The sequence below is a fragment of the Rhizobium bangladeshense genome, from assembly GCF_001662075.1.
GTDB lineage: Bacteria > Pseudomonadota > Alphaproteobacteria > Rhizobiales > Rhizobiaceae > Rhizobium > Rhizobium bangladeshense_B.
The window spans coordinates 132,126-156,254 of sequence record NZ_LYPL01000004.1; the positions used below are offsets into that span (position 1 = coordinate 132,126).

General features: G+C 55.6%; 19 protein-coding genes. 12 read left to right on the forward strand and 7 right to left on the reverse strand.

What is annotated here, in order from left to right:
• Positions 1-13: 13 nt before the first annotated feature.
• The 3 genes from A7X77_RS10520 to A7X77_RS10530 are packed head-to-tail and all read right to left on the reverse strand — an operon-like array spanning position 14 to position 3,780.
• Positions 14-1,723 (reverse strand): ABC transporter permease, encoded by a 1,710-nt coding sequence (locus tag A7X77_RS10520; RefSeq protein WP_064682878.1) that lies wholly within the window; start codon positions 1,721-1,723, stop codon positions 14-16.
• The gene (locus A7X77_RS10525; RefSeq protein WP_064682879.1) at positions 1,720-2,724 is read right to left on the reverse strand and encodes an ABC transporter ATP-binding protein; all 1,005 of its coding nucleotides are present in this window, start codon (positions 2,722-2,724) and stop codon (positions 1,720-1,722) included. The genes A7X77_RS10520 and A7X77_RS10525 overlap by 4 nt, the downstream gene beginning before the upstream one ends.
• Positions 2,725-2,775: 51 nt before the next feature.
• Positions 2,776-3,780 carry an extracellular solute-binding protein gene (locus A7X77_RS10530; RefSeq protein ID WP_064682880.1) on the reverse strand — a complete coding sequence of 335 codons (1,005 nt, stop codon included), beginning with the start codon at positions 3,778-3,780 and terminating at the stop codon, positions 2,776-2,778.
• Positions 3,781-3,910: 130 nt separating this feature from the next.
• Between A7X77_RS10530 and A7X77_RS10535 the strand changes: the two genes are divergently transcribed.
• Complete coding sequence (locus A7X77_RS10535; protein ID WP_245289873.1) at positions 3,911-5,080, forward strand: ROK family transcriptional regulator; 1,170 nt, start codon at positions 3,911-3,913, stop codon at positions 5,078-5,080.
• A gap of 116 nt (positions 5,081-5,196) precedes the next feature.
• Here the strand turns inward: A7X77_RS10535 and A7X77_RS10540 are convergent, their stop codons facing one another.
• Complete coding sequence (locus A7X77_RS10540; protein WP_025397866.1) at positions 5,197-6,456, reverse strand: ROK family transcriptional regulator; 1,260 nt, start codon at positions 6,454-6,456, stop codon at positions 5,197-5,199.
• Between the two features lie 283 nt (positions 6,457-6,739).
• Between A7X77_RS10540 and A7X77_RS10545 the strand changes: the two genes are divergently transcribed.
• The 6 genes from A7X77_RS10545 (at position 6,740) to A7X77_RS10570 (ending at position 14,415) form a co-directional block, all read left to right on the forward strand.
• Entirely contained in the window at positions 6,740-8,194 is a 1,455-nt protein-coding gene (locus A7X77_RS10545) for an ABC transporter substrate-binding protein (protein WP_064682881.1), read from the forward strand.
• A 70-nt stretch (positions 8,195-8,264) separates the two neighbouring features.
• Positions 8,265-9,194, forward strand: a complete 930-nt coding sequence (locus A7X77_RS10550; protein WP_064682882.1) for a carbohydrate ABC transporter permease — start codon at positions 8,265-8,267, stop codon at positions 9,192-9,194.
• Between the two features lies 1 nt (position 9,195).
• Positions 9,196-10,029 carry a carbohydrate ABC transporter permease gene (locus tag A7X77_RS10555; RefSeq protein ID WP_064682883.1) on the forward strand — a complete coding sequence of 278 codons (834 nt, stop codon included), beginning with the start codon at positions 9,196-9,198 and terminating at the stop codon, positions 10,027-10,029.
• A 27-nt stretch (positions 10,030-10,056) separates the two neighbouring features.
• A complete protein-coding gene (locus tag A7X77_RS10560) occupies positions 10,057-11,082 on the forward strand; it encodes a Gfo/Idh/MocA family protein (protein ID WP_064682884.1) in 1,026 nt (341 codons plus the stop codon).
• A 79-nt stretch (positions 11,083-11,161) separates the two neighbouring features.
• Positions 11,162-12,328 carry an ABC transporter ATP-binding protein gene (locus A7X77_RS10565; protein ID WP_064682885.1) on the forward strand — a complete coding sequence of 389 codons (1,167 nt, stop codon included), beginning with the start codon at positions 11,162-11,164 and terminating at the stop codon, positions 12,326-12,328.
• A 179-nt stretch (positions 12,329-12,507) separates the two neighbouring features.
• On the forward strand, positions 12,508-14,415 hold the full coding sequence (locus A7X77_RS10570; RefSeq protein WP_064682886.1) for a methyl-accepting chemotaxis protein: 1,908 nt from the start codon (positions 12,508-12,510) through the stop codon (positions 14,413-14,415).
• Positions 14,416-14,473: 58 nt separating this feature from the next.
• On the opposite strand, the gene A7X77_RS10575 is transcribed toward A7X77_RS10570, so the two are convergent.
• Positions 14,474-15,748 (reverse strand): ROK family protein, encoded by a 1,275-nt coding sequence (locus tag A7X77_RS10575; protein WP_064682887.1) that lies wholly within the window; start codon positions 15,746-15,748, stop codon positions 14,474-14,476.
• A 443-nt stretch (positions 15,749-16,191) separates the two neighbouring features.
• Here A7X77_RS10575 and A7X77_RS10580 point away from each other — a divergent pair, with 443 nt between their 5' ends.
• From A7X77_RS10580 to A7X77_RS10605, 5 genes are all read left to right on the forward strand, one after another.
• Positions 16,192-17,478, forward strand: coding sequence for a DegT/DnrJ/EryC1/StrS family aminotransferase (locus A7X77_RS10580; RefSeq protein WP_064682888.1), 1,287 nt, complete (start codon positions 16,192-16,194; stop codon positions 17,476-17,478).
• A 137-nt stretch (positions 17,479-17,615) separates the two neighbouring features.
• Complete coding sequence (locus A7X77_RS10585; RefSeq protein ID WP_064682889.1) at positions 17,616-18,287, forward strand: HAD family hydrolase; 672 nt, start codon at positions 17,616-17,618, stop codon at positions 18,285-18,287.
• 143 nt (positions 18,288-18,430) lie between these two features.
• Complete coding sequence (locus tag A7X77_RS32165; RefSeq protein ID WP_245293727.1) at positions 18,431-18,934, forward strand: GNAT family N-acetyltransferase; 504 nt, start codon at positions 18,431-18,433, stop codon at positions 18,932-18,934.
• A 202-nt stretch (positions 18,935-19,136) separates the two neighbouring features.
• Entirely contained in the window at positions 19,137-20,426 is a 1,290-nt protein-coding gene (locus tag A7X77_RS10600; protein WP_245293728.1) for a glycerophosphodiester phosphodiesterase family protein, read from the forward strand.
• A 32-nt stretch (positions 20,427-20,458) separates the two neighbouring features.
• Complete coding sequence (locus tag A7X77_RS10605; protein ID WP_064682892.1) at positions 20,459-21,541, forward strand: hypothetical protein; 1,083 nt, start codon at positions 20,459-20,461, stop codon at positions 21,539-21,541.
• A gap of 221 nt (positions 21,542-21,762) precedes the next feature.
• Here A7X77_RS10605 and A7X77_RS10610 read toward each other — a convergent pair whose 3' ends face one another.
• Together A7X77_RS10610 and A7X77_RS33015 are read right to left on the reverse strand one after the other, a co-directional pair.
• Positions 21,763-23,088 carry a CapA family protein gene (locus A7X77_RS10610; protein ID WP_064682893.1) on the reverse strand — a complete coding sequence of 442 codons (1,326 nt, stop codon included), beginning with the start codon at positions 23,086-23,088 and terminating at the stop codon, positions 21,763-21,765.
• Positions 23,089-23,311: 223 nt separating this feature from the next.
• Positions 23,312-24,079, reverse strand: a complete 768-nt coding sequence (locus tag A7X77_RS33015) for a hypothetical protein (RefSeq protein WP_156665871.1) — start codon at positions 24,077-24,079, stop codon at positions 23,312-23,314.
• Positions 24,080-24,129: the final 50 nt, after the last annotated feature.

A 24,129-nucleotide genomic window follows, 5' to 3' on the forward strand; every position in this document is an offset into this window, starting at 1 on the left:
TCAGTCTCCTTTTTTAAAGTGTTGTGGTTTCCGGACCTTTGCCGAGGCCGATGCGCTCGGCCAGCAGAATGATCGCCAGTGAAAACGCCATTATTAGAGTGACGTAGACGAGGCTAAGCGCGGCCTGCTCAGGATCGACAGACAGCGAGCTGTCGACGATTGCGATCGGCAGCGGCTTGTTGTTGACGTTGTACAGGAACGCCGACAAGGGGTATTCCGATAGGAGATCGTTGAATGCCATCCCGGCGACGAGGATCGCTGTCGGCGCCACTATCGGCAGGATGATGCGGCGATAGCGGTAGAGACCCGTGGCGCCCATCGTGCGGGCCGCCTCGTCATAGGCCGGATCGATCCCCATGAAGGCCGCCCGCAGGAACCTCACCATAAGCGGCAAGGCGACGATGGCGTAGCCAATCGGCAGTAGCCAGTAGCCGCCGAGGAGGACTGCGTTTCCGACGAGCGGGTTTGGGGTGTCGAAGGTGACGATCAGCCCGACTGCAAGCAGAATGCTGGGAACGACCCATGGCAGGAAGAAAGTGATGTCCAGAAGGCGCGTCAACCAACTGCGCCGACCCAGGATAACCGGCACGGCAAACAGTGTGACGCCGAGCGCCGCCGATACCGCGATAAGGCTCATCACTATTGAGTTGAAGAATGGAAGAAAGGCAGAGCCCTCGGTAAACACACGCGCATAGTTCTTCAGTGTCAGGCTGGACGGGATCACTTCGATGCCGATACTCGCGGCCGGGGCGAAGGAGAAGAGCACGACAAGAGCGATGGGCACCACGTAGATAGCCACAAGAAGATAGCCGAAAAAGTGTAGCACTGCGTTGCCGATCGGGCTGCGTATTTTACGCAGTTGAATGGGCGCGGTCGCTTTCGCTCCGCCGACATCGGAGCCGCGCGATTCGTAATATTGAGACAGCAGGATAAGCCCCATAAGACACAGCCCCATCATGAGCGCCAGCAAAGCTGCCATGTCGGGGCGACCCAGGCTGTTCAGCGTCAGCACCATCTGGCTCAGCATGTGGAAATCGCGACCGCCCAGCACCTGTGGGGCGGCGAAAGAGCTGATCGCGGTGTAGAGGGTGAGGAGGGTTACAGCGAGCAGCGTCGGCAGGATTGCGGGCAGTACCACACGCCGCAGAATCGTATATTCCGAGGCACCCATACTGCGCGCGGCTTCAATGGTTGCATAGTCGACGCGGCGCATCCCAGCACGCAAAAAAAGATAGTAAAAGGTGGTCATCAGAAAGGTATGTGTGAAGAGCACGCCAAACCAGCCGATGAACCAGTCTTGCGGTAGGCTGGGAAAGATCGCCTTCACCAGATGTGTCACCGCACCGCCGGGACCATAGGTGAAGTTGTAGCCCGCCGCCGCAACGACGCCGCCGAAGACCAGCGGTGTTGCATAGGCGATTTTCAAGAGTGTGCGACCGCGCACGTGAAAATATTCAAGGACGACCACCTGGAAAAGCCCGACAACGGTCACCGTGACCATTGTCGCTGACGTCATCCAAACGGTGTTCCAAAGGGCAGCGCGCACTCTTCGTGATCTTGAAAGTTCGCTTACGATCTGTCCGACCACTAAGCTGCCGTCCTTGAAAAATGCAGCCTGAAGCGACGCGAGAAGCGGCAGGATCAGGAACGTGACGACAATCCAGATCAGAGCTGCCAACCCGATCCAATAGGCTACACGCTCCACGACAGCGGCGCGGTTCATCGGTTTACTTCCCCGAAGATATGGGCAGAGCCCGGCCGGATGGTCCAGGACACCGTCTCACCGATTTCGGGCAACTCGTGGCCCATGCTGGCCGCCGAGACAAGGTGCCCGCCGGCATCCAGGTCGACGCGGCTGTGGGCGCCAAGGAATTCCACATGGCGGACGGTCGCCGGCAACCCGGCTTGGACCGCTTTCCCAACGAGAACATCTTCGTAGCGGACAAAGACGCGCCCCCGAACGTCGCGGCCCAGGATCTGGGCACCAAGCGGTGCGGGCAGTTCGTTGGATGTGCCGATGAATTCGCAGATAAACGGCGTCGCAGGCTCCCGGTAAAGAGTACGCCCAGTACCGATCTGTTCAACGCCACCGTTCGCCAGCACGACGATCGTGTCCGACATGGTCAGTGCATCTTCCTGATCATGCGTGACAAAGACTGCCGTGAATCCAAAATCCTGCTGGAGCCGCTTGATCTCGCGGCGCATCGTCACTCGCACCTTGGCGTCGAGATTGGACAATGGTTCGTCGAACAAAAGCACCTTGGAGCCCGCGACGAGTGCGCGCGCAATCGCTACCCGCTGTTGTTGCCCGCCTGACATGGTCGCCGGCTTCTTGTGCAGCTGCTCCGTGATCCCGGACGTTTCAGCGATCTGCGCGACGCGCCTGACAATTTCGCTCTGCGGCATCTTCGCGACACGCAAAGCAAAGGCGATGTTTTCGAATGCCGTCATCGTTGGAAATAACGCGTAGTTCTGGAACACCATGCCGACATTGCGGCGCTCCGGAGGCTCGTTGGTGATATCCTTTCCTTCAAGAACGATGCGGCCGCTCATGACCGAATGAAAGCCCGCGAGGGCCCTCAGAACGCTGGATTTGCCGCTGCCGGAAGGCCCGAGAAGAGCAACAAACTCGCCTTCGTGAATGTCGAGCGACATGTCGCGAATGACGACCTTGTCACCATAGCCAATATGGAGTTTGTCGATGAGGAGGGTCGGAGTTGCCATGATCATGCTCCTTTGAAGCCTTGGCGATCTGCACTGCCCGATCCAAGACCCCTACCGGATCTCGAGTTCGACCCTCTGCAACCAGCCGTCTAGCTTGGGCGCGATCGCATCCCAGTCGATCGGCTGCGCCTTGACCAATTCCGCATTCGCTTGCACTTCGGGTGGTGATTTCGCCAGCGCCGCTGGCAGCACCGGCACCTGCCCGAACTTCTGGGCATAGGCGGCCATGACATCGGCCGAGCCGAACCAGTCGACAAATGCCTTCGCCTGCTCCAACTGATCGGTTCCCGCCATGATCGCAACGCCTTCGGAGATGACCGGCGTGCCGCCTTCCGTGTCAATGACCTTGACGTGCGTGCCGAGCTCCTTGGAATCCTTGATGACGCCACCGAACCAGTTCAGACTGATGATTGCGCCGCCCGATTTATAGGCCTCCTTCCGCGCATCTGCATCATCGACAACGATCGCGTTCGCATAAAATGCGCCAAGAAAATCCCATCCGGCTTGAGTGACTTCGCCCCTGTCGTCGAGGAACCGGGCCAGGATGCCGGCCAGGTAGACCCGTGTTGTCTGCCAGGCGGTGTTTCCGATGACGTATTTGCCCTTGAACTCGCCTTTTGTCAGGTCCAGCCAGCTTTTCGGCGCCTGCTCAGCGGCTAGCTTGTAGGCATCATAGGCGATGACGATCGTTGTGCTCCAGAATTTGTGGACAATGCCTTCCTTGTCCTTGTATTGGGCGGGGAGGTCCGCCGCCCAGACCGGGGTGTACGGCTGGAACAGGCCGTCCTTTTTCAGCAGAGCCATGGACGTGTCAACCATGCCGAGGACGACATCGGCCTGGGGGTTGTTCTTCTCGGCAACCAGCCGATCAAAGAGTTCTCCTCCGGGCGCGCGCAGGAACTGCACGTCATGACCGGCGGCTTTAGCCTGCTCGGCGATCCAATGGACGTTATCCTCCCCTTGAGGTGAATAAACGACAAGGCTGTCGGCCAGGGCCGGAAAGGCGATCGCAACAAACACTATCGTGCGGGTCAATAAACGTTTGATCTGATGCATGGGCGTTCTCCCGTTAGTTTCGCCGTTAATTACAATCGAGCTCCTTGGTACGGGAGCAACATGACGTTTTAATTACATTGCGTAATTTAATTTGGTTTGAGATAGCTCCAAACAACAAACAATTTGGGGCATGCCTGGAACGATGGACCTTTCACGGAACGAACGACGACTGGTCGAGTTGATTTTTGTGTGTAAAAAGATTGCGCGGGTCGACCTTGCCGAACGTTCCGGCATGACGGGCGCTTCGGTTACGCGGCTGATAGGCCGTCTGATTGAAATGGAGCTTCTGATCGAGGTGGCCGAGCGGACCGGCGCCCAAGGCCAACCTCGGCGCTTGCTCAGTTTGCGAGCTGACCGGTATCTTTCGGCCGGGATAACATTCTCCGTCACCCGCATGGAGGTCGCAATTGTCGATCTGGCGGGCGAGATTCTTGCCTCCAGATCAGTCGGCATCGAGACCAGCACTGCTCTGTCTGTGGCAAAGGCGGCGCAGGCGGCAATCACGGCGATGCTGGCCGACCTTGGAGCACCTAAGGATAGGCTTCTCGGGATCGGCTGCTCGGTACCCGGCAATTTCGGCACAATGTCGAGCATCCTCAAGGCCCACAGCTTCTTCCCGGCTTTCGATGATGGCGGGGCGGACAATGCCTTCAAAGCGACGTTCGAGGCGCCCTACTACATCGAAAACGATGGAACAGCTGCAGCGCTCGGAGAGTACGTGTTCGGCGGACGCCCACTGCAGCCGGATCCAATGTTCTTCATTCACATAGGCCACGGCGTCGGGGGAGGGGCAGTTATCGACGGACGGCCGTACCGCGGTGTCAATGGAAACGCCTGCCTGCCCGGAGTTCTCTACCCGTACGACCTGCCTCGCCCATCCGGCCAAGACCTCTTTGCCACCCTCAATGATGCCGGCTTCGTCATCCACGACTTCCCCGATCTTGAGCGTTTGCCAGACAGGGCCAAAGCGGCACTGGAAAGCTGGATTGAACGCGCCGGCAAGCAACTCAGCGAGACGGTACGTGTTGCAACGGCGATGTTCGACCCGGCCCTGATTGTCCTTGGGGGACGGCTGCCAGAATTGGTGACAGACAAACTGATGAGCGCAATTTCCAGCCAGCCAATCCTGGGCCCGTCGCGCGGTTTGCAGGCTGCCCCAGTCGAGGCATCCCGGCTTGGCCCCCGCGCCGGTGCGATCGGGGCTGCCTGCATTCCGTTCTTTGCTTCTCTCTTTTCCGCTGCCGTTGCAGACGATGGCAGCCCTTACCTTAACGGTCGCAAGCCTAGGTCCCGACCGTAGAAATTTGATTGCGTGCCCGCGTCTCTGAATGGGGTCTACGCAGCGGTCCAGGCGCGAACTGACCCCTTGCAGGCCGGCAACGTCGCCTCGTTACGGTTCGGCGCCGTTGTGACGTCTCAAATGACCAGCTTGAGGTGGCTCGATAGAACCAGGCCCGCCGCGCCGCGCAGAGCCGTATGGCCTTCGCCGATACCATTCACCGTGATCGATATCTCCTGACCGGGTCTCTTCACCACAAGCTGCTCGACATGTTGCCGGATCAGCTCTGCAGCCCTCACGCCGCCTCCGGCGACGTCTCCATGAAGGACGTAGGAGTTAAGGGACAGTGTTTGCTGCAGATTGACGATGCCGAAAGCGACATTGCGCGTGTAGCGGTCGAGCAACTCATCTGCCGCGTTTGAACCCTCGTCTGCTTCCTTGACAAGCCGAGCACAGGTGATGCTTTTGGGATGTGGCAAGCCCATTCGGGCGGCCTCTTTTCGCAGCCAGGGAAGGGCAGCGACAGTCTCCCAGCAGCCATGCTTTCCGCAATTGCAAAGGGCACCATCGATCTGCACCACGCTGTGACCGAGCTCGCCGCCGGATCCGGCAAGTCCACGGTAGACTTTGCCATCGATGAAGAAGGCTCCGCCGAGAACCTCACCGGTATAGACTGCCGCAAAATTTTGTTGGCCGCGCCCGGGCCCGAACCATCTGTCCCCAACAAGTAAGGCACGGGGGTGATGATCGATGACAACCGGAAGAGAGAAGCGTTCTTGCAATATCGCTACAAGTGGAAGTCCCGTCAGGACGGGAGCAAGGTTGACGGTAAGAATGGTCCCATTGTCGCTGTCGATCATTCCAGCAGAGGCCACGCCAATGCCAAACGGCGCCTGCTGGGCCTCAGACAGTGTAGCTGTAAGCGTCTTTGTCATGACTGCGATGAAGGCTTCTGTGTCGCCAAGCGGATCGAACTCGGCTTTTGTGACCGCCTTGATTTCACCGGTTAGCGCGACAAGGCAGGCTTGTATGGTGCCAGGCAGTAGGAGGACAGCGCCAAGCATCGGTGCGTCGTGGTTGAAATAAAGCGGGCGAGCGGGCTTGCCGCCTTTGACGTCCGAGGGCGAAGCGTCTCCTTCGACGAGGAGCTGATCCTCGATCATTGGCTGCACAATTCCAGTTATCGTCGTGCGGTTTACGCCGGCAAGTCGCGCGAGATCTGCCCGGCTTTTTGGCCCGTTGTCATACAATGCTTGTAGAACGCGGCCACGGTTTATGGCGCCAAGTGCCGCCTGCGAGACAAGCGTCACGTTGCCGCCACTCTCTCCGGCAGCGGCTTCTCTGCTCGCGGGGGTGCGCTGGCCCAACGAATAGGACGGCTGGCTCTCAAACTTCAATTTAACATCTCCAATCTGCTTATTCCTTTGTAGCCTGTACGTTCTCGAACGACCAGACAGGATAGGACCTTTCCAGTGACGCCAGCAGGGTGGCGTGCGCACGTCGCTGTAAAGCGGAATTTCACTGCGGCGACTTCTTGACACTATCATAAGTTTGTGCGAAGTACAAACTAACTGCTGACAAAAGCAAACTAGGGGTAACAATCTCGGTATCAATGGCGGAAGCCCAAGGGCTACGCTGAGCTCCCGCGATTGGATTACAAAATCAATTGAGGAGGCTCTTATGACAATCGATATCGGAAATATGTCGCGCCGTGACCTGCTGAAAAGCGCTTCCGTCGCAGCTCTTGTGGCTGGCGCGGGATCACTGGCCATTCCACGGCGCGGAGCCGCGCAGGATGCGAACACGGTTCGCGTCCTCTCCGTTGAAGACCCATTCTTCTTCTCAATGAAGGCGTTGGTGCCGGAATACGAGAAAGAAACCGGTATCAAGGTCGAACTGGAGAGTCTCTCCTATGACGCCCTTCAATCGCGCCTCGTGTCTGCCTTTGTCGCCAAGACCTCAGACGCCGACGTCATCGTTGTCGATCAGATGTGGCTCGGGCAGTACCTCGACAATGGCTGGATCATCTCGCTGAATGATTTTATTGCCAAGGACAGCGAATTCGACCTCTCAGACTTCATCCCGGAGGTCCTTTACTCCTCGAACATGTGGCGCGGCCAGATCGGGACATTGCCGGTCGCCGCCTATGCCCAAGGGGTTATGTACCGCAAGGACGTGTTTGACGAACTCGCCATTGAAGCGCCGCCGACCAAGACCTCGGAAGACTGGACCTGGACCAAATATGTCGACACACTGAAGTCGATGGAAGGCAAGTCATTTGGCGGCAAACCGTTGTTTCCCACGGTGGTCTGCGGCTCCCAACCGTCGCCGATCGTCCACATGTTTACGCAGGTGTCGGCAAGCCACGGTGCCAACTGGTTCAAATCATTCCCTGCCGACCCGTGGGATTTCTCTCCGCAGCTGACAAGCCCCGCCTGGGTCAAGTCTGTTGAAGTCTATAGGCAGCTCTACAAGCTGTCTCCGCCTGAAGCGATCAACTATGTCTGGTTCGACGCCGGCACCCGTTTTGCCAAAGGTGACATCGGGATGTTCTACTGGTGGACGCCGTACTTCTACCTGATCAAAAACTCGGGCTACATGACCGGCAAGAAGTCGGACGTGATGGACAAGTACGCGACGGCGGCCTTGCCCAAGGCTGAGGGCGTGCCTCAGACGGTCAGTCTCGGCGGATGGAGCCTTGGCATCCCATCCAGTTCCGAAAGGCAAGAAGCAGGCTACGCCTTCATCAAATGGGCGACCTCGAAAACCACGCAGAAGAAAATGGCTCTTTGGCCGGACCTTAACTACCAATTCTCCGACTTTGCGCGCGTTTCACTCTACGAAGACGAGGAAGTCAAAGCGCTCTATCCTTACCTCGATGTGCAGTATGCGATGATGAAGCAGGGCAACGGCAAGGTCACTCGCCCGCCTGTACCTGGTTACACGGCCATTGAAAGCGTGCTGGGCCTCACATTGAACCAGCTTCTGACCGGTAGCGAAGAGCCGAAGACCGGCCTCGAACGTGCCAACAGCCTGTTCGAGAGCATCCTGAAGGGTAATCTCATGATCCCTTATCAAAAAGCCAGCTACGCAGACACTCTTGACGGGGCCAAAGCCCTGATCGCCAAGAGGTAATAGAGTTCTCCTCGGGCCGGCGCGACAGCGATCGCGCCGGCAGCTACTTGAAGAAGAACTGGATCTGGCAATGCACACGACAACTGTTCGCTCTCCGCGAGCCTTCAGGCCCGCCCGGAAGAGCTTTATCCGACGAAACCTGCCATACTTGCTGATCGCGCCTTCGGTCGTGATGCTGCTCGCTCTGATCGCCTACCCCTTACTGTTTGCCCTACGATCGAGCTTCTACTTCTGGAACCTGCAAATCGGCCCGGAGCCGCTTCAGTTCGTTGGCTTCGAGAATTATGTGCAGGCCTTTAACGCCTTTGACTTTCGCGCCGCACTGACCAACACCTTGATCCTGTCAATCCTTGGCACGACACTTGAGTTCACGTTTGGCCTGGCGATCGCCCTCATCCTGCTCAAGGCACTGCCTGGCATGAACGTCGTGCGTGCCCTGCTGATCCTCCCAACCACGATTGCCCCTATCGTCGTCGGATTTTTGTTCCGCTATCTCTATGATCCAGGCGGTGGATTGTTGAGCTGGGTGTTGCAGTCGCTTTGGCTACCTGTGCCGGCAGAGGGAATTCTTGGCTCGCCTTCGACCGCACTTGCGGCAATCCTCTTCGTCGACATTTGGCAATGGACGCCGTTCTTTGCAATCGTGCTCTACGCAAGCCTCTTAGCCGTTCCTGACGAAATCTTGGAAGCCGCGCGACTGGATCGGGCTTCCGCCTGGACGATCCTGATGCGTATCAAGCTGCCGCTGATCAAGCGCACCGCGATCATAATCGTCATGCTTCGCTTCATGCAGATCTTCAACACCTTCGACACGGTGCTTGTGCTCACCCGCGGCGGACCGGGCACCTCGACGCGCACGCTTGGATACTCGCTCTACGAGCAGGGCCTCGTCAACTTCAACATTGGCATTGTCAGCGCAATGACCTGGATCACAGTGCTGATCGTCAATGTCATCGTTGCCCTCTACGTCTTCTTCGCGTTCAGAAACGAGGAGTGGTAAAATGTCCCGTCGTCGCACAAGCTTCAACACGGCACTCACCTACGCCGCCGGCCTCCTCTTCCTGGCAATCTTCGTTGGGCCGATCCTATGGTTTATCGCTCTTGCCGTTCGCCCGGCCGAAACGGCCTTCACCATGCCGCCGCAAATTACCTTCGAGCCCAATCTCGACGCATTCCGGCACATCCTCGTCGATCCCGGCACCAACGCACCGCAACTGGTCAACAGCCTGATCGTCGCAATCGGCGCCGTGTTACTCAATCTGCCCTTTTCCGTTCCTGCTGCCTACGCGTTGTCCCGCTTCAAGCTGCGCGGCAAGAAAAACATCATGTTGTGGTACCTCGGCTTGCTGATGGCCCCGCCAGTCGCGTTCCTGATCCCTTATTTCATCCTCATCACGCGCATCGGTCTCCAGGGTTCCTACTTCTCGATGGTCCTCGTCCTGCAGACGCTGACGATCCCGTTTTCCGTCTGGTTGATGAAGAGTTTCATCGACGAGGTGCCGGTGGAACTGGAGGAGGCCGCTCGCGTCGACGGCGCCCGTTGGTACACGATTATGTTGCGCATCACGCTACCGATCGTGCGTCCCGGCATCATCGTAACCTCGATGTTTGCCTTCGTGTTCGCATGGAACAACGCGGCTTTCCCGCTGGTGCTGAGTTCGCGCTCCACCGCCACCCTCCCGATCGGAACACTTGGATATTTCGCGACAAGCGGCGTGACGTGGAACTACATCGCCGCCGCCGCAGTGCTCGCGATGATACCGCCGATGATCATCTTCCTTGTTTTCGATCGATACGTCGTTCGAGGCCTCACCTTCGGTTCGGTGAAGGGCTGAGCTTTCCCTTATGAATGGAGTAATGCAATGAACAAACTGCGAATGGGCGTCATCGGCGCCGGTCTTTGGGGCGGCAATCATGCCCATACCTTTAATGTCTTGCCGGAGACCGAGCTGGTCGGCGTCTGTGACCTCGATGAGGGCAGGGCGCTGAAGATGAAGGAAACCTACCGCGCAACGCAGGCCTTTACCGACTATCAGAAGCTGATCTCAAGCGATCAGATCGATGCCATCTCGGTTGCGACACCTGACTTTACCCACACGCCGATCATTCTGGCCGCTCTGAAAGCCGACAAACACGTATTGAGCGAAAAACCGCTTGCGACGACAGTGCGCGAAGCCGAGGAAATTGCTGCGGCCGCCGCAAAGTCCAAGGGCAAGCTGATGATCGATTTCCATAATCGTGTGAATCCAATCCTCGCCCAGGTTCGTGACATGATTCAAGGCGGTCAGATCGGCTTGGCAAAGCACGGCACTGCGCGTCTCTCGAATACGACATTCGTTCCGTTCGAAATGCTGAGCTGGGCCGCGAAGTCTTCTGCACTCTGGTTCCTGGGCAGTCATCTGGTGGATGTCCTGCGCTTCATCCTGGCGGACGAGGTCGTACGGGTTTATGCCGTCGCCCGCTCGGGGACCCTGTCGGCCGGCGGCGTGGATACAAAGGATTTCCATGTCTCGGTGCTTGAATTTTCCAAGGGCACGGTGGTGACCGTGGAGAACAGCTGGATCCTGTCGCGTGACAATCCTTCGCTTGTCGATTTCAAGATCGAGTTTGTCGGCGAAAAGGGCCAGGTCCAGGCGGACCCCACCCACAATGGCGGCCTGCGAAAGATCGTCGACGGCGGATTAAAATACAATGACTATATCGGCATAACACCAACCGGCGCGACGCGCATCGGCGGCTTTGTCCTGGAATCCATCGCTCGCTTTGTCGATAGCGTCGTGCGCGACGCTCCGCTACTGGCAGATGCACAGGACGGCCTGGCGAACACCAAGACCCTGGCAGCCATCGAGGAATCCGTCGCGACCGGCAAGGCTGTGAACATCGGCTAGAGCCGGAACCAAAAGCGCGGGGCATGTCCGGACGAACAGTGCGGCTTGCCTCGCTTGAAAATACGGGGAGTAAATAAAAATGGCGTCCATGACCTTCGACGGGATCGGCAAGACCTTTCCGGACGGAACCGTTGCCGTTGCGAATGTAAGTTTTTCGGTCGCCAACGGAGAATTCGTCGTGTTGGTCGGCCCGTCCGGTTGTGGCAAGTCGACATTATTGCGGATAGCAGCGGGTCTTGAAACGCTCAACAGCGGCCGGTTGCTCATGGATGACGCTGATGTCACCGAGACTGAGCCCCAGGACCGGGATATCGCGATGGTTTTTCAGAACTACGCGCTTTACCCCCATATGACTGTCTACGACAATATGGCCTTCGGTCTGCAGCAGCGCAAAATGCCCAAGGACAAGATCGATAAGCTGGTGCGTGACGCGGCGGAAATGCTCGACCTTACCCGCTATCTCGAACGCAAACCAGGGGCGTTGTCCGGTGGTCAGCGCCAACGTGTGGCAATGGGTCGGGCGATCGTTCGCCATCCCATGGCCTTCCTGATGGACGAGCCGCTTTCAAACCTTGATGCCAAGCTCCGCGTACAGATGCGCGGCGAACTGAAGCTGCTCAACCAGCGGCTCGGCGTAACGACGCTCTACGTAACCCACGACCAGGTCGAAGCCATGACCATGGGCGATCGTGTCGCTGTGCTGAAGCCAGTATTCAATGGAGAGGAGAGCAATCTTCAGCAGATCGACACCCCGCAAATGCTCTACGACAAGCCCGCCAACCTCTTTGTCGCGGGCTTCATCGGATCGCCCGCGATGAATTTTGTGCGCGTCGAGCTGACTGCGGAAGCCGGGTCACTCAAAGCTGCGGTAACTGGAACGCAGATATCCTTCTCCGTCGCCGCCAAGCCGGCACTTTCGGAATATAAAGGCCGGCAGGTCATCGTTGGAATTCGCCCGGAGATGTTTCTGGTTTGCCCCGCGTCTGAAGCCCTCTTCAACGAGCAGGTCCCGGTTGCCGAAGCGCTGGGAGCCGACACCTTCGTCTTTTTCGACATCGCGTCACCGCCGGTCAACGTAAACGATGCCGAAGATACCGAAGACTTTCCAAACAAAGGTAACAACCGACTTGTCGCGCGGATCCCACCGGCGCTCACACCGCGTCCCAACCAACATTTGCCGCTCACTGTCGATCTGGAGAAATTGCACTGGTTCGATCCGGTAACCGGAACTGCGATCCGAGACTGACAGGACATCCGCAAATTATCGCCACACTAGGAATTCAAGTCTTTTCTCCTGCCCTCCCAGGCAACTTGGCTGTCGTCGAATACGAGGTCGGCGGCAGCCATTTTTTTCTTCGGATTCCGAATTTTGAAATGCAGAACCTGAACATTCATGCACCGTGACAGAGCTTAGAGGAGTGGCTTGTGAAACATGTTTCCATTGTCGGGAAGTTCTTTGTCATCATGGCCATTTTTGGTGTCACGGCGCTGGGACTGACATTCTATCAGAGCCGCCAGATGCTTGCGGTAAACGACGGTTACCAAGGGCTTCTCGACCGGGATGCATCTGCAGCGCTTCGATTGACACAGTCAAACAGAAGTCTCGAAACGGCGCGTGCCAGCATCAGCGACATGGTGATGACGCGGTCGAAAGAAGCGAAGGCGCGGGCAGAAGCAGGTCTGAATGACGCGCGAGAGAACTTCGTCAGGTTCATGGATCTGGCCATCCAGGCAGTTCCCGAGCAGGGTGAACTGCCGAAGTTGAAGGCGGATGGATTCTCTGTCCTGACCGACACGTGTGGTGCAGCGGTCGCTGTGGCCCGCGGCGCGACCAGTGAAGCCGAGCTTGCCATGGTACAGCAACTCTATCTGACTTTATGTCAACCCGCCTTCGCTGCCATTTCACCGAGGTTTACGTCCGTGACGGAAGAACTCGCTTCAGACGCGGAGCAAAAGCGTGCTGATGTTTTACGCGTTGTCGGTGACACGTCAGTAGTGAGTTTGGGAGCAGCGATTGCCGCACTGCTCGCCGTCTCATGCTTTGGTTTCATCACAATTCGCTCCTGGTTGGTCAAACCTATCAAGCAGATGGTTTCGACGATGAAGGTCATTGCCGAGGGCGATCTGACGTTGTCTGTTGAGGGAACGATCCGCCGTGACGAGATCGGATCCATGGCCCGCGCAGTGCAAATCTTTAAGGACAACGAGTTACGGACACGCGATCTCGAAAAGGATGTAGAGGCCAGTCGTGGGGCAAGCGAGATCGAACGTACCCGCCTCGCCGACACCGAGCGCCAGCGGGCACGTGATATGGCGGAGGCCACGGCCGGGCTGGCTGAGGGCCTGAAGCAGCTTGCGGGCGGCAACCTCGTGTTCAGTCTCGACGTCAGTTTCGCTGAGGATTTCGAACCATTGCGCGCAAATTTCAACGCCGCTGTTGTTCAACTCGCTGAAAGCCTGAGAGCCGTGTCGCACACTACCAGATCGATAAATGATGGCGCGCAGGAGATCGCTTTGAGCGCGCAGGACCTGTCCCGGCGGACTGAGCATCAGGCCGCTTCTCTGGAGGAAACTGCCGCCTCCCTCGATCAGATCACCCAGAATATCGCCAGCTCTAGCACGCGCACGGCGGAAGCCCGACACGTTGCGGTCGAGGCGAACAAATCCGCCCGTCATTCCGGGAAAGTTGTTTCCAGCGCTGTCGCAGCAATGCAGCGGATCGAACATTCTTCCTCGCAGATATCGGCTATTGTCGGCGTGATCGACGAAATCGCGTTTCAGACCAATCTCCTGGCCCTCAATGCAGGCGTTGAAGCGGCACGGTCCGGCGAGGCCGGAAAGGGCTTTGCAGTCGTTGCACAGGAGGTGCGGGAGCTTGCTCAACGCTCAGCGCACGCAGCAAAGGAGATAAAGGACCTGATCCTCAATTCCGTTGACGAGGTCAGCAGTGGCGTCACGCTGGTTTGCGATACCGGTGAGACGCTCAAGATAATCGAGGAACAAATCGTGTTGATCAACACCCAGCTTGATGCAGTCACGGTTGCTTCCAATGAGCAGTCGGCAACTCTTTCCGAGATCAATCGGACCATCAATCAATTGGATCAAGTTACGCAGCAAAATGCTGCCATGGCCGAGGAGTCCACGGCTGCAAGTACTGCACTTGCCGCAGAGGCAAAGCGGCTGCGGTCGATCGTCGCCGGGTTTCAGATTGACATCGGCAATGGGATCTCTGACCAGCGAACCGATCAGACCAACGCCGGTACAGCGTCAATGTCTTCACCACCGCGACTTAGGCTGGGAAAGGGTGCGCACCCAGCCGGAACATTGAGATAGCTCGGCAGCGCCATTTGGTGCCGTACAATACATACCCGAGGATCGCATGCGGAGGCCGTTAGATGACGAAATTCAGCAATTCAGAAAGAAGCAGACTGGCGGCACCGCGTAGAGCAGCCAGGCATTCGCCATCTCCGAAAACAAGGGCGATATCATCACCTGGGCGATGAAATACCAGATCGTGGAAGCTTTCCTGAATCAGACGAAGAATGGGGCCTCCCCCCCGCACAATGTCCCCGTGAATAACAATGAAATTCGGCGCCATAAACTGCTGGAGGTTCGCCAGGCCAACCGCGATATTGAACGCGTAGTCGCGAATGAGATCTCTCGCGCCCGGCACGTCCTTGTCGGCCAGCGTCGACAATCGGCTCACATCCAGGGAGAGAGGTCGTGGCAACCGCCTGACCTTAGCTTCGGTCCTTAGCCACTTCGAGCTGGCGATCGTTTCCCAGCATCCGCGTCTGCCGCACTGGCACATCCGACCTTTGATGTCTACGGTCGTATGACCGATTTCACCACCTGCACCTGCGGGTCCGCGATAGAGATGTCCATCAAGGTAAAGCGCTCCGCCCAAAGTCTCTCCGATATAGACCGAGGCGAAGTTCCTCCGACCGCGGCCCTGTCCAAACCAGCGATCCCCAACGAGTAACGCCCTCGTATCCTGATCGACGCAGACTGTGACTCCGAAACGCTTGTTCAATTCGGTTTCGAGCGGAAATCCATCGAGGAAAGGCGCAAGGCCGACGGTCACGATCGTGCCAGTCTCCGTATTGATCATTCCTGCGACGGCTACACCGATCCCCAAGATCGGCTTTCCAAATGCGACGGCTTCTTCGATACAGGTGCTTATAATACGGAATGCGTCGGCCGCATTTGCTACGTTCTTCGGGAAGTAGACGACATTTTGCGCATAGACCTCGCCCTCCAAAGAGACCAAACACGCACTCACTCGGTCGTGCAGCAGGAGCACCGCGCAAATTGGCCTTGCGTCCTTGGAAAACCACAATTTGGTAGCCGGCTTGCCGCCTGTTTCATTGGGAGGGATCACCTCTCCTTCTGCAAGCACCCCCTGATCGAGTAAAGGCTGCACAATCCCACCGATAGTTCCTCGAGTCACACCGGTAACGCGGGCCAGATCCGCCCTGCTAGATGCTCCTATGTCGTACAAAGCTTGTAGCAATCGTCCTCGATTTGCGGCCCCTAAAGTTCCCATCGAGATTAGTTTTTGAGCCAACATAATGCCCTTACCGCTTTCGCTTTTATGGCTATCGTCAGGGCTGCTCTCATTCTCTCCAAGCCGGAAAGCTTGAAGTCTTTTTATCAACGAGTCCATTTCATCCGATCCTGTTTATGAATCCAACTGAGCCGCAACAGTGAGCACTACCGACCGGCTAATCGGAGCTTCCCATTCGGACGGTCTCGGATTCTGGCGTTAGAGCCACCTGGGTTCCTTAAACGCGTCTTATGACCATGGAAAACCATGAAGGATCCCCTCACAAGCCTTTCTTCAATGACCTCAGATGTCCGAGCAATCGTTAAAAAACAATTGAAACGTCGACGTAACCAGCCGAAGCGGAGCGGCTCTAACGGTTGGACCAAGCAGTCTACGCAACCATGTTCGGAAATCGGTATTTACTTGTCTATATTACACTTCCCAAATATATATTATTATATACTTATTTTTATACCGACTTTTAACTTTTGCATCTCCGAAAACGGTGCTAGCGATTGTGAGGGCTGATCAGCATTTCAATGAACGATTGATTGGACAATGCAATGAACGGATTTGGTGCACCAGAGCGCAAAACGCGCAACGCGCAAGGTGCTTGCGCAGCCGAGAAGCTCGCCATTTTCGGTGGGACGCCTGTGATCCCTCTGGGACGCGTCATACCTTGGCCCGCGGCAGAGAAAAAGCACTTGGATGCGCTTCGCGGAGTTGTGGATAGTGGAAAATATCACCGCGTCAATCATCCAATTGTCAGCGATTTAGAGCAGAATCTTGCGAGGTGGATTGGGAAGTGGCAAGTGCGCGCTGTTGGCAGCGGAACGGCGGCTATTCACATTGAACTCGACTACGTCAAGGAGCGCGGAGAGCAAGTTGTTACCGCGGCACTGAATTGGCCGGGAGCGGTCGGACCAATTACAATCAATGGCCTTGAACCCGTCTTCGTCGATGTCGACATGAGCGTAGCCGGAATTGATCAGCGGGCGGCCGCTGAGAGGTTCAACCCCAACGTCGCTGCAGTTCTGATTACGCACCTTTTCGGGAACAATGTTCTCGTCCCCGATGGAAGGCATGCTGCGCGTGCTCAGGGAATTGCAGTGATAGACGACATCTGCCAATCGATCGCAGCCGCGAAAGTAATCGTCGGCGGCTCTCATCTTGATACAGACGCACTCGCTCTTTCCGGAAACGGCGCTAAACACCTTGGGGCCGGCGAGCTGGGATTTGTCATAACGGAGGACGCCGACCTAATTGCACATGTTGATCGCGTATCGCTGTCAAGCTCGTCTCGCAGCGGAGCGCGAATATTTTCACCTCTTTCCCAAGGATACAATTACCGGCCCAACGTATTCTCTTCATCTATTGCGAAGCTGCGGGTCACAGAGATGGATGCGCAACTCGAAATCCGAAGAGACAACAGTAATCTGTTATGGGAGATGATCAGCGACCTAGCGGGTATACTTCCGCTTTTCGACCCGTCAGACTGCGACCATTCGATGCTCAATTTTCCTTTGCGCATTGAACCTGAGGCGCTTGGCTTTGCGCCAGGTCCGGCTGCGAGGGATTTCGTCGTCAAATCGCTGCAGGCCGAAGGTGTGCCTATCTGTGTTTGGCTCACGAAGCCCGTTTTTGAATACCTCCCGGAAATTCGCAACAACTGGAACGCCGCCGATTTTCCAAACACCGTGAAAATATTGGATACGATGTTCTACGTCTCCGAGATCGCGCCGCCCAACGGTGGCGAGTTGATGCACCTTTACGCAGATGCTTTTCATAAGGTTTGGAGTGCTCTTCATAAGCAGGGGCCGGAGATCGCCGCTGGAGCAATTTCCGGCTAAGCATCAAGCGTCGCGATAACTCCCCAGTGCCGCAATGGTCTACCCCCACAGCTTTTAAGCACTCCCTTCTCAATGGACAAAATCCGACGCTGCACTGGGACAAAACCCCAAGCCATTTCTACGACGAGGCTCCTTGTATGTCTTTCTTAAAAAAACCGGAATTGTTGATCTTCGACTGCGACGGGGTCCTCGTCGACAGCGAGCTTATCGCAACCGCAGTGCACATCGAAGCGTTGGCGAAGTGCGGCTATATGATATCCGCTGAAGAGTATAATGATCGCTTTGTGGGAATGACCGACCAGCAGAGTTATTCAGTCATAGAATCCGAGCGAGGCCTCCGCCTACCAGAGAATCACCATGAAACTGTGATGGCCGAGATTGCAAATCGTTATGCGCGTGATCTGCGCGCGACCAGCGGCGTTCGGCAAACCTTGCAAGCTATCAATTTAAAGAAGTGCGTGGCCTCGAACAGTGACACTACAAAGCTTTGCTTGGCGCTTATAGTCACAGACCTACACAATTTTTTTTGGCCCCATGTCTTCAGCGCTTCGCAAGTTGCGCGTGGTAAGCCGGCTCCAGATCTCTTTCTGTTTGCAGCACAAAATATGAAGACGCCGGCCGACAGTTGTCTCGTTATTGAAGATAGTGTTGCTGGTACTCAGGCGGCGGTGGCTGCCGGGATGACGGTGATTGGCTTCGTGGGTGGCTCCCATTGCCTACCTCGGCACGGAGGTAAACTGGCAGAGGCAGGTGCTATAGAACTATTTAATGACATGGCGACACTGCCACAGATCCTGGCGGGTTTGTAATCAGCAATTGCGCGATGGCGACCACTTGAGTCCCGGCGTCCCTGTCCAGGTCATCGTGGGTGATAGCATCAGGATAGTGCACGGTCTTCCTCGTTGACCTATCCGCGCTTGTTTGCTCGGACCGCTAAAGACATGGAGACACTATGACCGAGAAACCAATGGCAGCTGAAACTCCGGTAACGATCGATTACCTAGAAGAATTTCCGAATTTCCTCTCCGTTTGCACAAGCTGGGCCTTCGGACAATGGGGTTGTCAATCGTATGGCTCATATGAAAAAACGCGACGTGAGTTTGAAGCAGCAACGAGCAGTTCAATGCCGCTAACACTTATTGCCATTGAAAACGCGGTGCCCGCAGGAATGATTACGTTAGCTGATCGTGACTTCGACGGAAAATCCAATCTATCCCCGTGGCTTAAGTCGTTGTATGTCCACCCATTCCACCGCAATAAAGGAATTGCCGCGTTGTTGATCGAGCGGCTAGAGCAGGAGGCATTGCGTCTCGGTTGCAAAAGCCTTTACCTGGTAACAGAGGACGCGCGCGTTCTTTACGAAAAGAGTGGCTGGCAGGCAATTGACTACGTCCAAACATCGTTTGGCCCAGCAGATTTGATGACAAGGGTTTTGCCGGACACTCGTCGTGCCTGAGAACTCCTACGTCACACCCGTTGAGAACGCGATGTCGCCACCCCTTTGGCGTGATCCGATTTCATGGACGATCTTGAAGTTGTTGTTGCAGCCATAACGCGAGTGATGACCGAGGCGCTGGGTAACAGTCTCTTTTCGCTGCGGTGGCCGTTCGTCCCTCTTCCTTTGCCACCGGTTCAGCCACTGCTGAGACGCTTGTGCTTTGGCAAAAAGCCCGCAGAACAACACGTACAGCATAGCGAAGCTATCCAACATTCTCATCGAAAGGCTCTGGATCTTTATGCAAGCCAGCAACATTGTAGCAACATCAGCGACCCCTCATTCTAGCACCTTCCGTTTTGGCCACCTCTGCAGCCGGTGGTATCTGCGAGCATCGCTCATATTGACTTCTTTTTTTGCTTTCGGTGTTTCATCCAGTGCCGAAGCAGCGGCTCTGCTGCCGGTAAATCCTTCGCCATATCTTGTAAGTGCGATTACGAGAAACATGTTTAAGCTGCCGGAACCCGACGATGACCTGGTCATCTTATCTGCGCACCGCGGATCCTGGGAGATCTATCCAGAGAATTCAGCCTACGCCTTACAAGACGCCTGGAATTCGCAAATCGAGAGCGTGGAAGTGGACGTCCGCTTCACTGCCGATAAAGAAGTGGTTCTATCTCATGATTACAGGATTGAGCGTGAGTCAACTGGAAGCGGTCTTCTGTATAATCAAAACTTTTCTCAATTAACAAAGGCGGATCTAAGGGACCGGCATGGTCGCGTTTTTACGGATTCGCACGGGCGCAAGGCTAAGTTCCTGACGTTCTCTGCCGCGCTCGATCTACTCGCCCAATATGTTTCCGACGGTGGTCGTGGCTACGTGATGATTGTGGATGTAAAGGCGGCGGTCGATGATCAGGACCCGACCGATCCCATCGAGCTCATGCAACATTGCCTTGACATTCTTGCGACCAAGGCAAATGCGCAACTCAGTAAAGCCGTCGTATTCAAAATCAAAGCGAAGGATGCGGTGGATGTCGGCACGGTCTTGAATCGGACGACCTACGACCCCGGCCTCATTGGTGGGTTAATTATTGTCGAGAACCCTGATGACCAGAACGTGAAGGATTCCAGCTATGATCCGCACGAGGATGCAATCTACGATCAATGGAATGTGGCGCCGTTTTCCATTCAATTTGAGATGAACCAATTCTACAAAGGCGACGGTCTTCAGCCTTATTTCGACTATACCGACCAGAAACAGGGCTTCGCCACCTACCATGAAAGTAACTACTATCCAGAGGGCGTTGCCAATAGCGCCGGCAAATGCTGCTTCGAGCATAACACCGATCCTAAGTCGACCGCGCAACGAGGCATCGTGCCCGATTATCGAGGTGATCCGGAGATGGCGATCGTCAATCGCACTAATCTTATCACCACCGATTTGCCCGATGTAATCGGCGATATGCTGCGCCAGATAGGGCGCCGCAACACATCCAAACTCAGCCGCTAAGGCAGACCAACGCGTCCACAAAGGATTGTCTAATGAATTATAGGAAAAAAATCTTTCTACTGTTTTCTGCGGTGGGTTGCCTTGCTGCTGGCGCGGGCCAATCGGCATCATGCATCGATGAAGCCACTTGTCTAAGAAGCGCATCCGACAAAGTATCTCAGACCCTCACACCGAAGGTCGTGCCGATTTTCGGGCAATATCCAAAGGTGTACATACACGACTCGGCGACAGGAGTGGATTATCCAGTGCCTGAAAATACGAGGCAGGCATTTGACTTTTATACCAATAAGACTTCTTTCAACTTTCCACCGAACGGGTCAGTCGAGACTAGTCAACCCGCATCGATCAGACCCGACACAGGATTCACAGTCCTTTTAGTGGAAAAGACCCGAGATAATACCGTTCCGAATGGCGGTAGCGCGCTGTCGCTACTTAGTTCCACTTCCAACGGCGCCCACCTATCGTTCGCGCTAGGCGCCACGCCTAACGCGAACGGCCAAAAGTGGTCTTTTGCGAAAAGCCTGCTTCAAAGTGGAAAGGCGGATACTGCGTGGTGGCAAAAGCCGTGGGATATGAACGTCGTGGGGCCAACAGGCGCATTCTCCGGCACAGAGTGGATTTACTACACCTTCACTCCAGACGGCAAACTTCGCATCGACCGTTTCGCGCCATATTCCTATCTTTTGGTGCTTACAGCTTACCGATGGGATGAGGCAGTGCTCGACAGCGGGTTTCCGCATTCTGCCTACAGCTCTGGTACGCCAACCGGCCGCCCGAAATCCGTCACTTTCGACTCGGTTGGCCCATGGGTTATTGGCGCGGCCGCAGTGCCCGGGCAGAGCTCGCCCATGATCGAGCCAATAGAGGCACTGCCGGGCTTTGAGGGGGCGACGGTCTTTTCGACGCCGTTGTCCATGAAAGAAGTTGTAGCGTATCAGAATTCTCTGAAGTCGAGCGATTTTCTCGGTGTCAACATGCTGCCATGCAACAGCGGTCAGTACCTTTCCAGGGAAATCAGGACCCCCTGTGGTACGGGTAGTCCTGGCAATCCTCCGTCGAATGTTAATTCGGTGGCTCGAGATGGGATCAGCACCAATGTCGAACGCCAAAACTAGGCACGTTGGACGGCCCTCATTTGTCAGACGGCGATTAGTGGTCCGTTTTCCTTTCCCCGTTTCTCGCCGACGGTAGGTGCATGCTTCAATTACAAAGGCGAGGATTGTGGTTTCAGACACTGGAACGAGTATGCCGGTGACGTGCCCCCCGGTAGCGGCCGGGACCAGTTCTTATCCGATCGCTAACAGGCCAGCGTGCGCGTTGCAGGTTCGGTAACAGCCTATCGCGCGTAAGCGTCGCCCAGAACCAGCTTCGCATATTCGTGCATCCTCTGTATCGGGGAGGGTATATCTCCAGTGGAAGCCACATGATCGGAAAGTTTCTCTATACGCATAAGTAGCTTTCCGGCTTGCATGTAATGATGCCTGAATACCGGGACAGGGTATACTGCCGAAATATAGGTTTGCTGCGCCCCATCGAGATAGCCTTTCGACAGCTTGATGTCCAGCATCAAACTCAACATCATGTGCGGCGCCGTGAACCATCCAAATGTCGTACTGCCAAGAGAATAGGCAATCACGGCAATTCTCTTTGGATCGCGTTTGGTAGGGTAAAACTCGACAGGTTGGATTACATGTGGGTGATGACCTAAGAGGAGATCTACTCCAGCCTCGACCAGTTCATGCGCAGCATCTATCTGACTTTTCCGAGGGAAAAACTCAAACTCCCAACCCCAGTGGAGCGAGCCGACGATGAAATCGCAGCCTTGCGCTTTGCAGTCCGCTATCTGACGTTTCAATAGCTCTAGTTCGGGTGCAACATATTTCGAGCAGAGTTTGGCGACGTGAATGCGATGCGTCTCATGAGCCGGCAGCTTGAATCTTCGGATGCCGAAAGTTGCAGAAACGAATCCAATTTTGATACCCTTACTCGTCAGAATGCTTCCACGGCCATATTCGTCGACGTCTCGCGGCGTACCAACATTCATGATTTCGTATTGCTCGAGCAGCTTCTGCGTCGTTTCCAAACCCGCGAGATCGAGGTCGAAGGTGTGATTGTTTGCGGTGTTGAGAACGGTGAAATGTTTGCCGTTATGCTGAGTCAACGTCGAATACTGTTCCGCTGAACAGCACATCGTGAATGAGCGTCCGTCACCCAGGACTTTCTTGACTTTATCATCTTGTGCAACGACGGACTCGTAATTTGCAAACGAGAGATCTTTTTGGAAAAGAACGTCGGCTACATTCGAGAAGAGCACATCTTTCGATCGTTCAAGGCCCTCGGCTTGAATCAGATCGCCCGCAACTCCCATTGAAAGGGAGCACTCCACCTTGAAGTTGGGAGACAGCGTCAAGGCATTATTGTCACGGCGCTTTAAGAGGTCACGTGCACCGGCCTCTGGTTTGGTGATCGGTCGCGCGCTCTTATAAAACCAGTAAACCTCGTCACGAAAACCAAATTCAGCACCATCGGTAGCAGCGCCTTCAAGCGGCGCGTCCCAATAATCGACAAGCAACGCCCCGCGTGCGGCAAGTTCTATCCAGCGAGCGTCCGGCCTATAAAATTTGTAGGGGGTTTCAGGAAGCTTCGGGGCTGTCAAACTCATCTTTAGTCTCCAATCATATCGCGGTCTAACGAGCTGGCTCTTCTGTAAGTCTGACAGCTCAATAGGAGTCGGCGATTGGGCCTCGCGCCGACGGCGCTTGAATGCAACAACCACACCGCTACAAAGGTGTCTAAATATTTATCAGCAAAAGCCTTTATTTTTTCCGATTTTCGGGAATCCCTTCGGCTAACCGAGTTGGAATAGCGGTTTGTCCCTGGTTTATTTACGGGTCGCCTGAGGCCGGCACCGCCTGTAAGCAGGCAAAGATGAGTGCAACGGATAATGTGGCAAGCGCGCATGCCAAAAGCAGTAATAGGGGAAGAGAATTGGCTGCTAGCATTCCTGCAACGGCGGTCGCGGCGCCGTACCCAAGCCAAGAACTTAGCTGCAGCCAGCTATATGTCCTTGTGAGCTGGGATGAAGACGTAAGGCGCGCGACTTCCGTAGCAAGAACCGAGAGCATGGGGGCAACGCCAACGCCACTAGCAATAACGGCGACGACAAACCACGATGATTTTGACGCCGCCAATGAGGCCATAGCAATACAAGCGACGGCAGGGATAGGGAGTAGCACTAGACGAACTTGATCCCGACTTTTTAACTGACTCAGACAAAGCCCTCCCAAAAACGAAGTAGTTGCCCACGCAGATAAGATCAGCGCTACCGTAGTTCGTTCGCCAAACCTAGTTACAGTAGCCACCTCGATAAGTGCCTGCATTCCGTAAGCAGCGGCACCCGAAGTTATCAATGCGATTACTTTCCAGTCTGTTATATAGCGACTTTGGTCTACCGGCATTTCTTCTTTGCCACTGAAACTGCCTTCGGCTCCCTTGCCGGTTTGAGAAAAGATCAGAGAAGCTAGGGCGAACAGTCCTGCACAACAGACTAGTGGCCCCAACCTGCCAGCAAGGCTTGCTATGGCAATGACTAAGGTACCGATAACGACAGCTGAACTGCCTAATGCTGCCTCCAAGTCGAAAGCAGCTGCCATGCGGCTCCCGTCAAGCACCCGCGCAAGAAGGGCCCGCGTTGGGGCGGTGA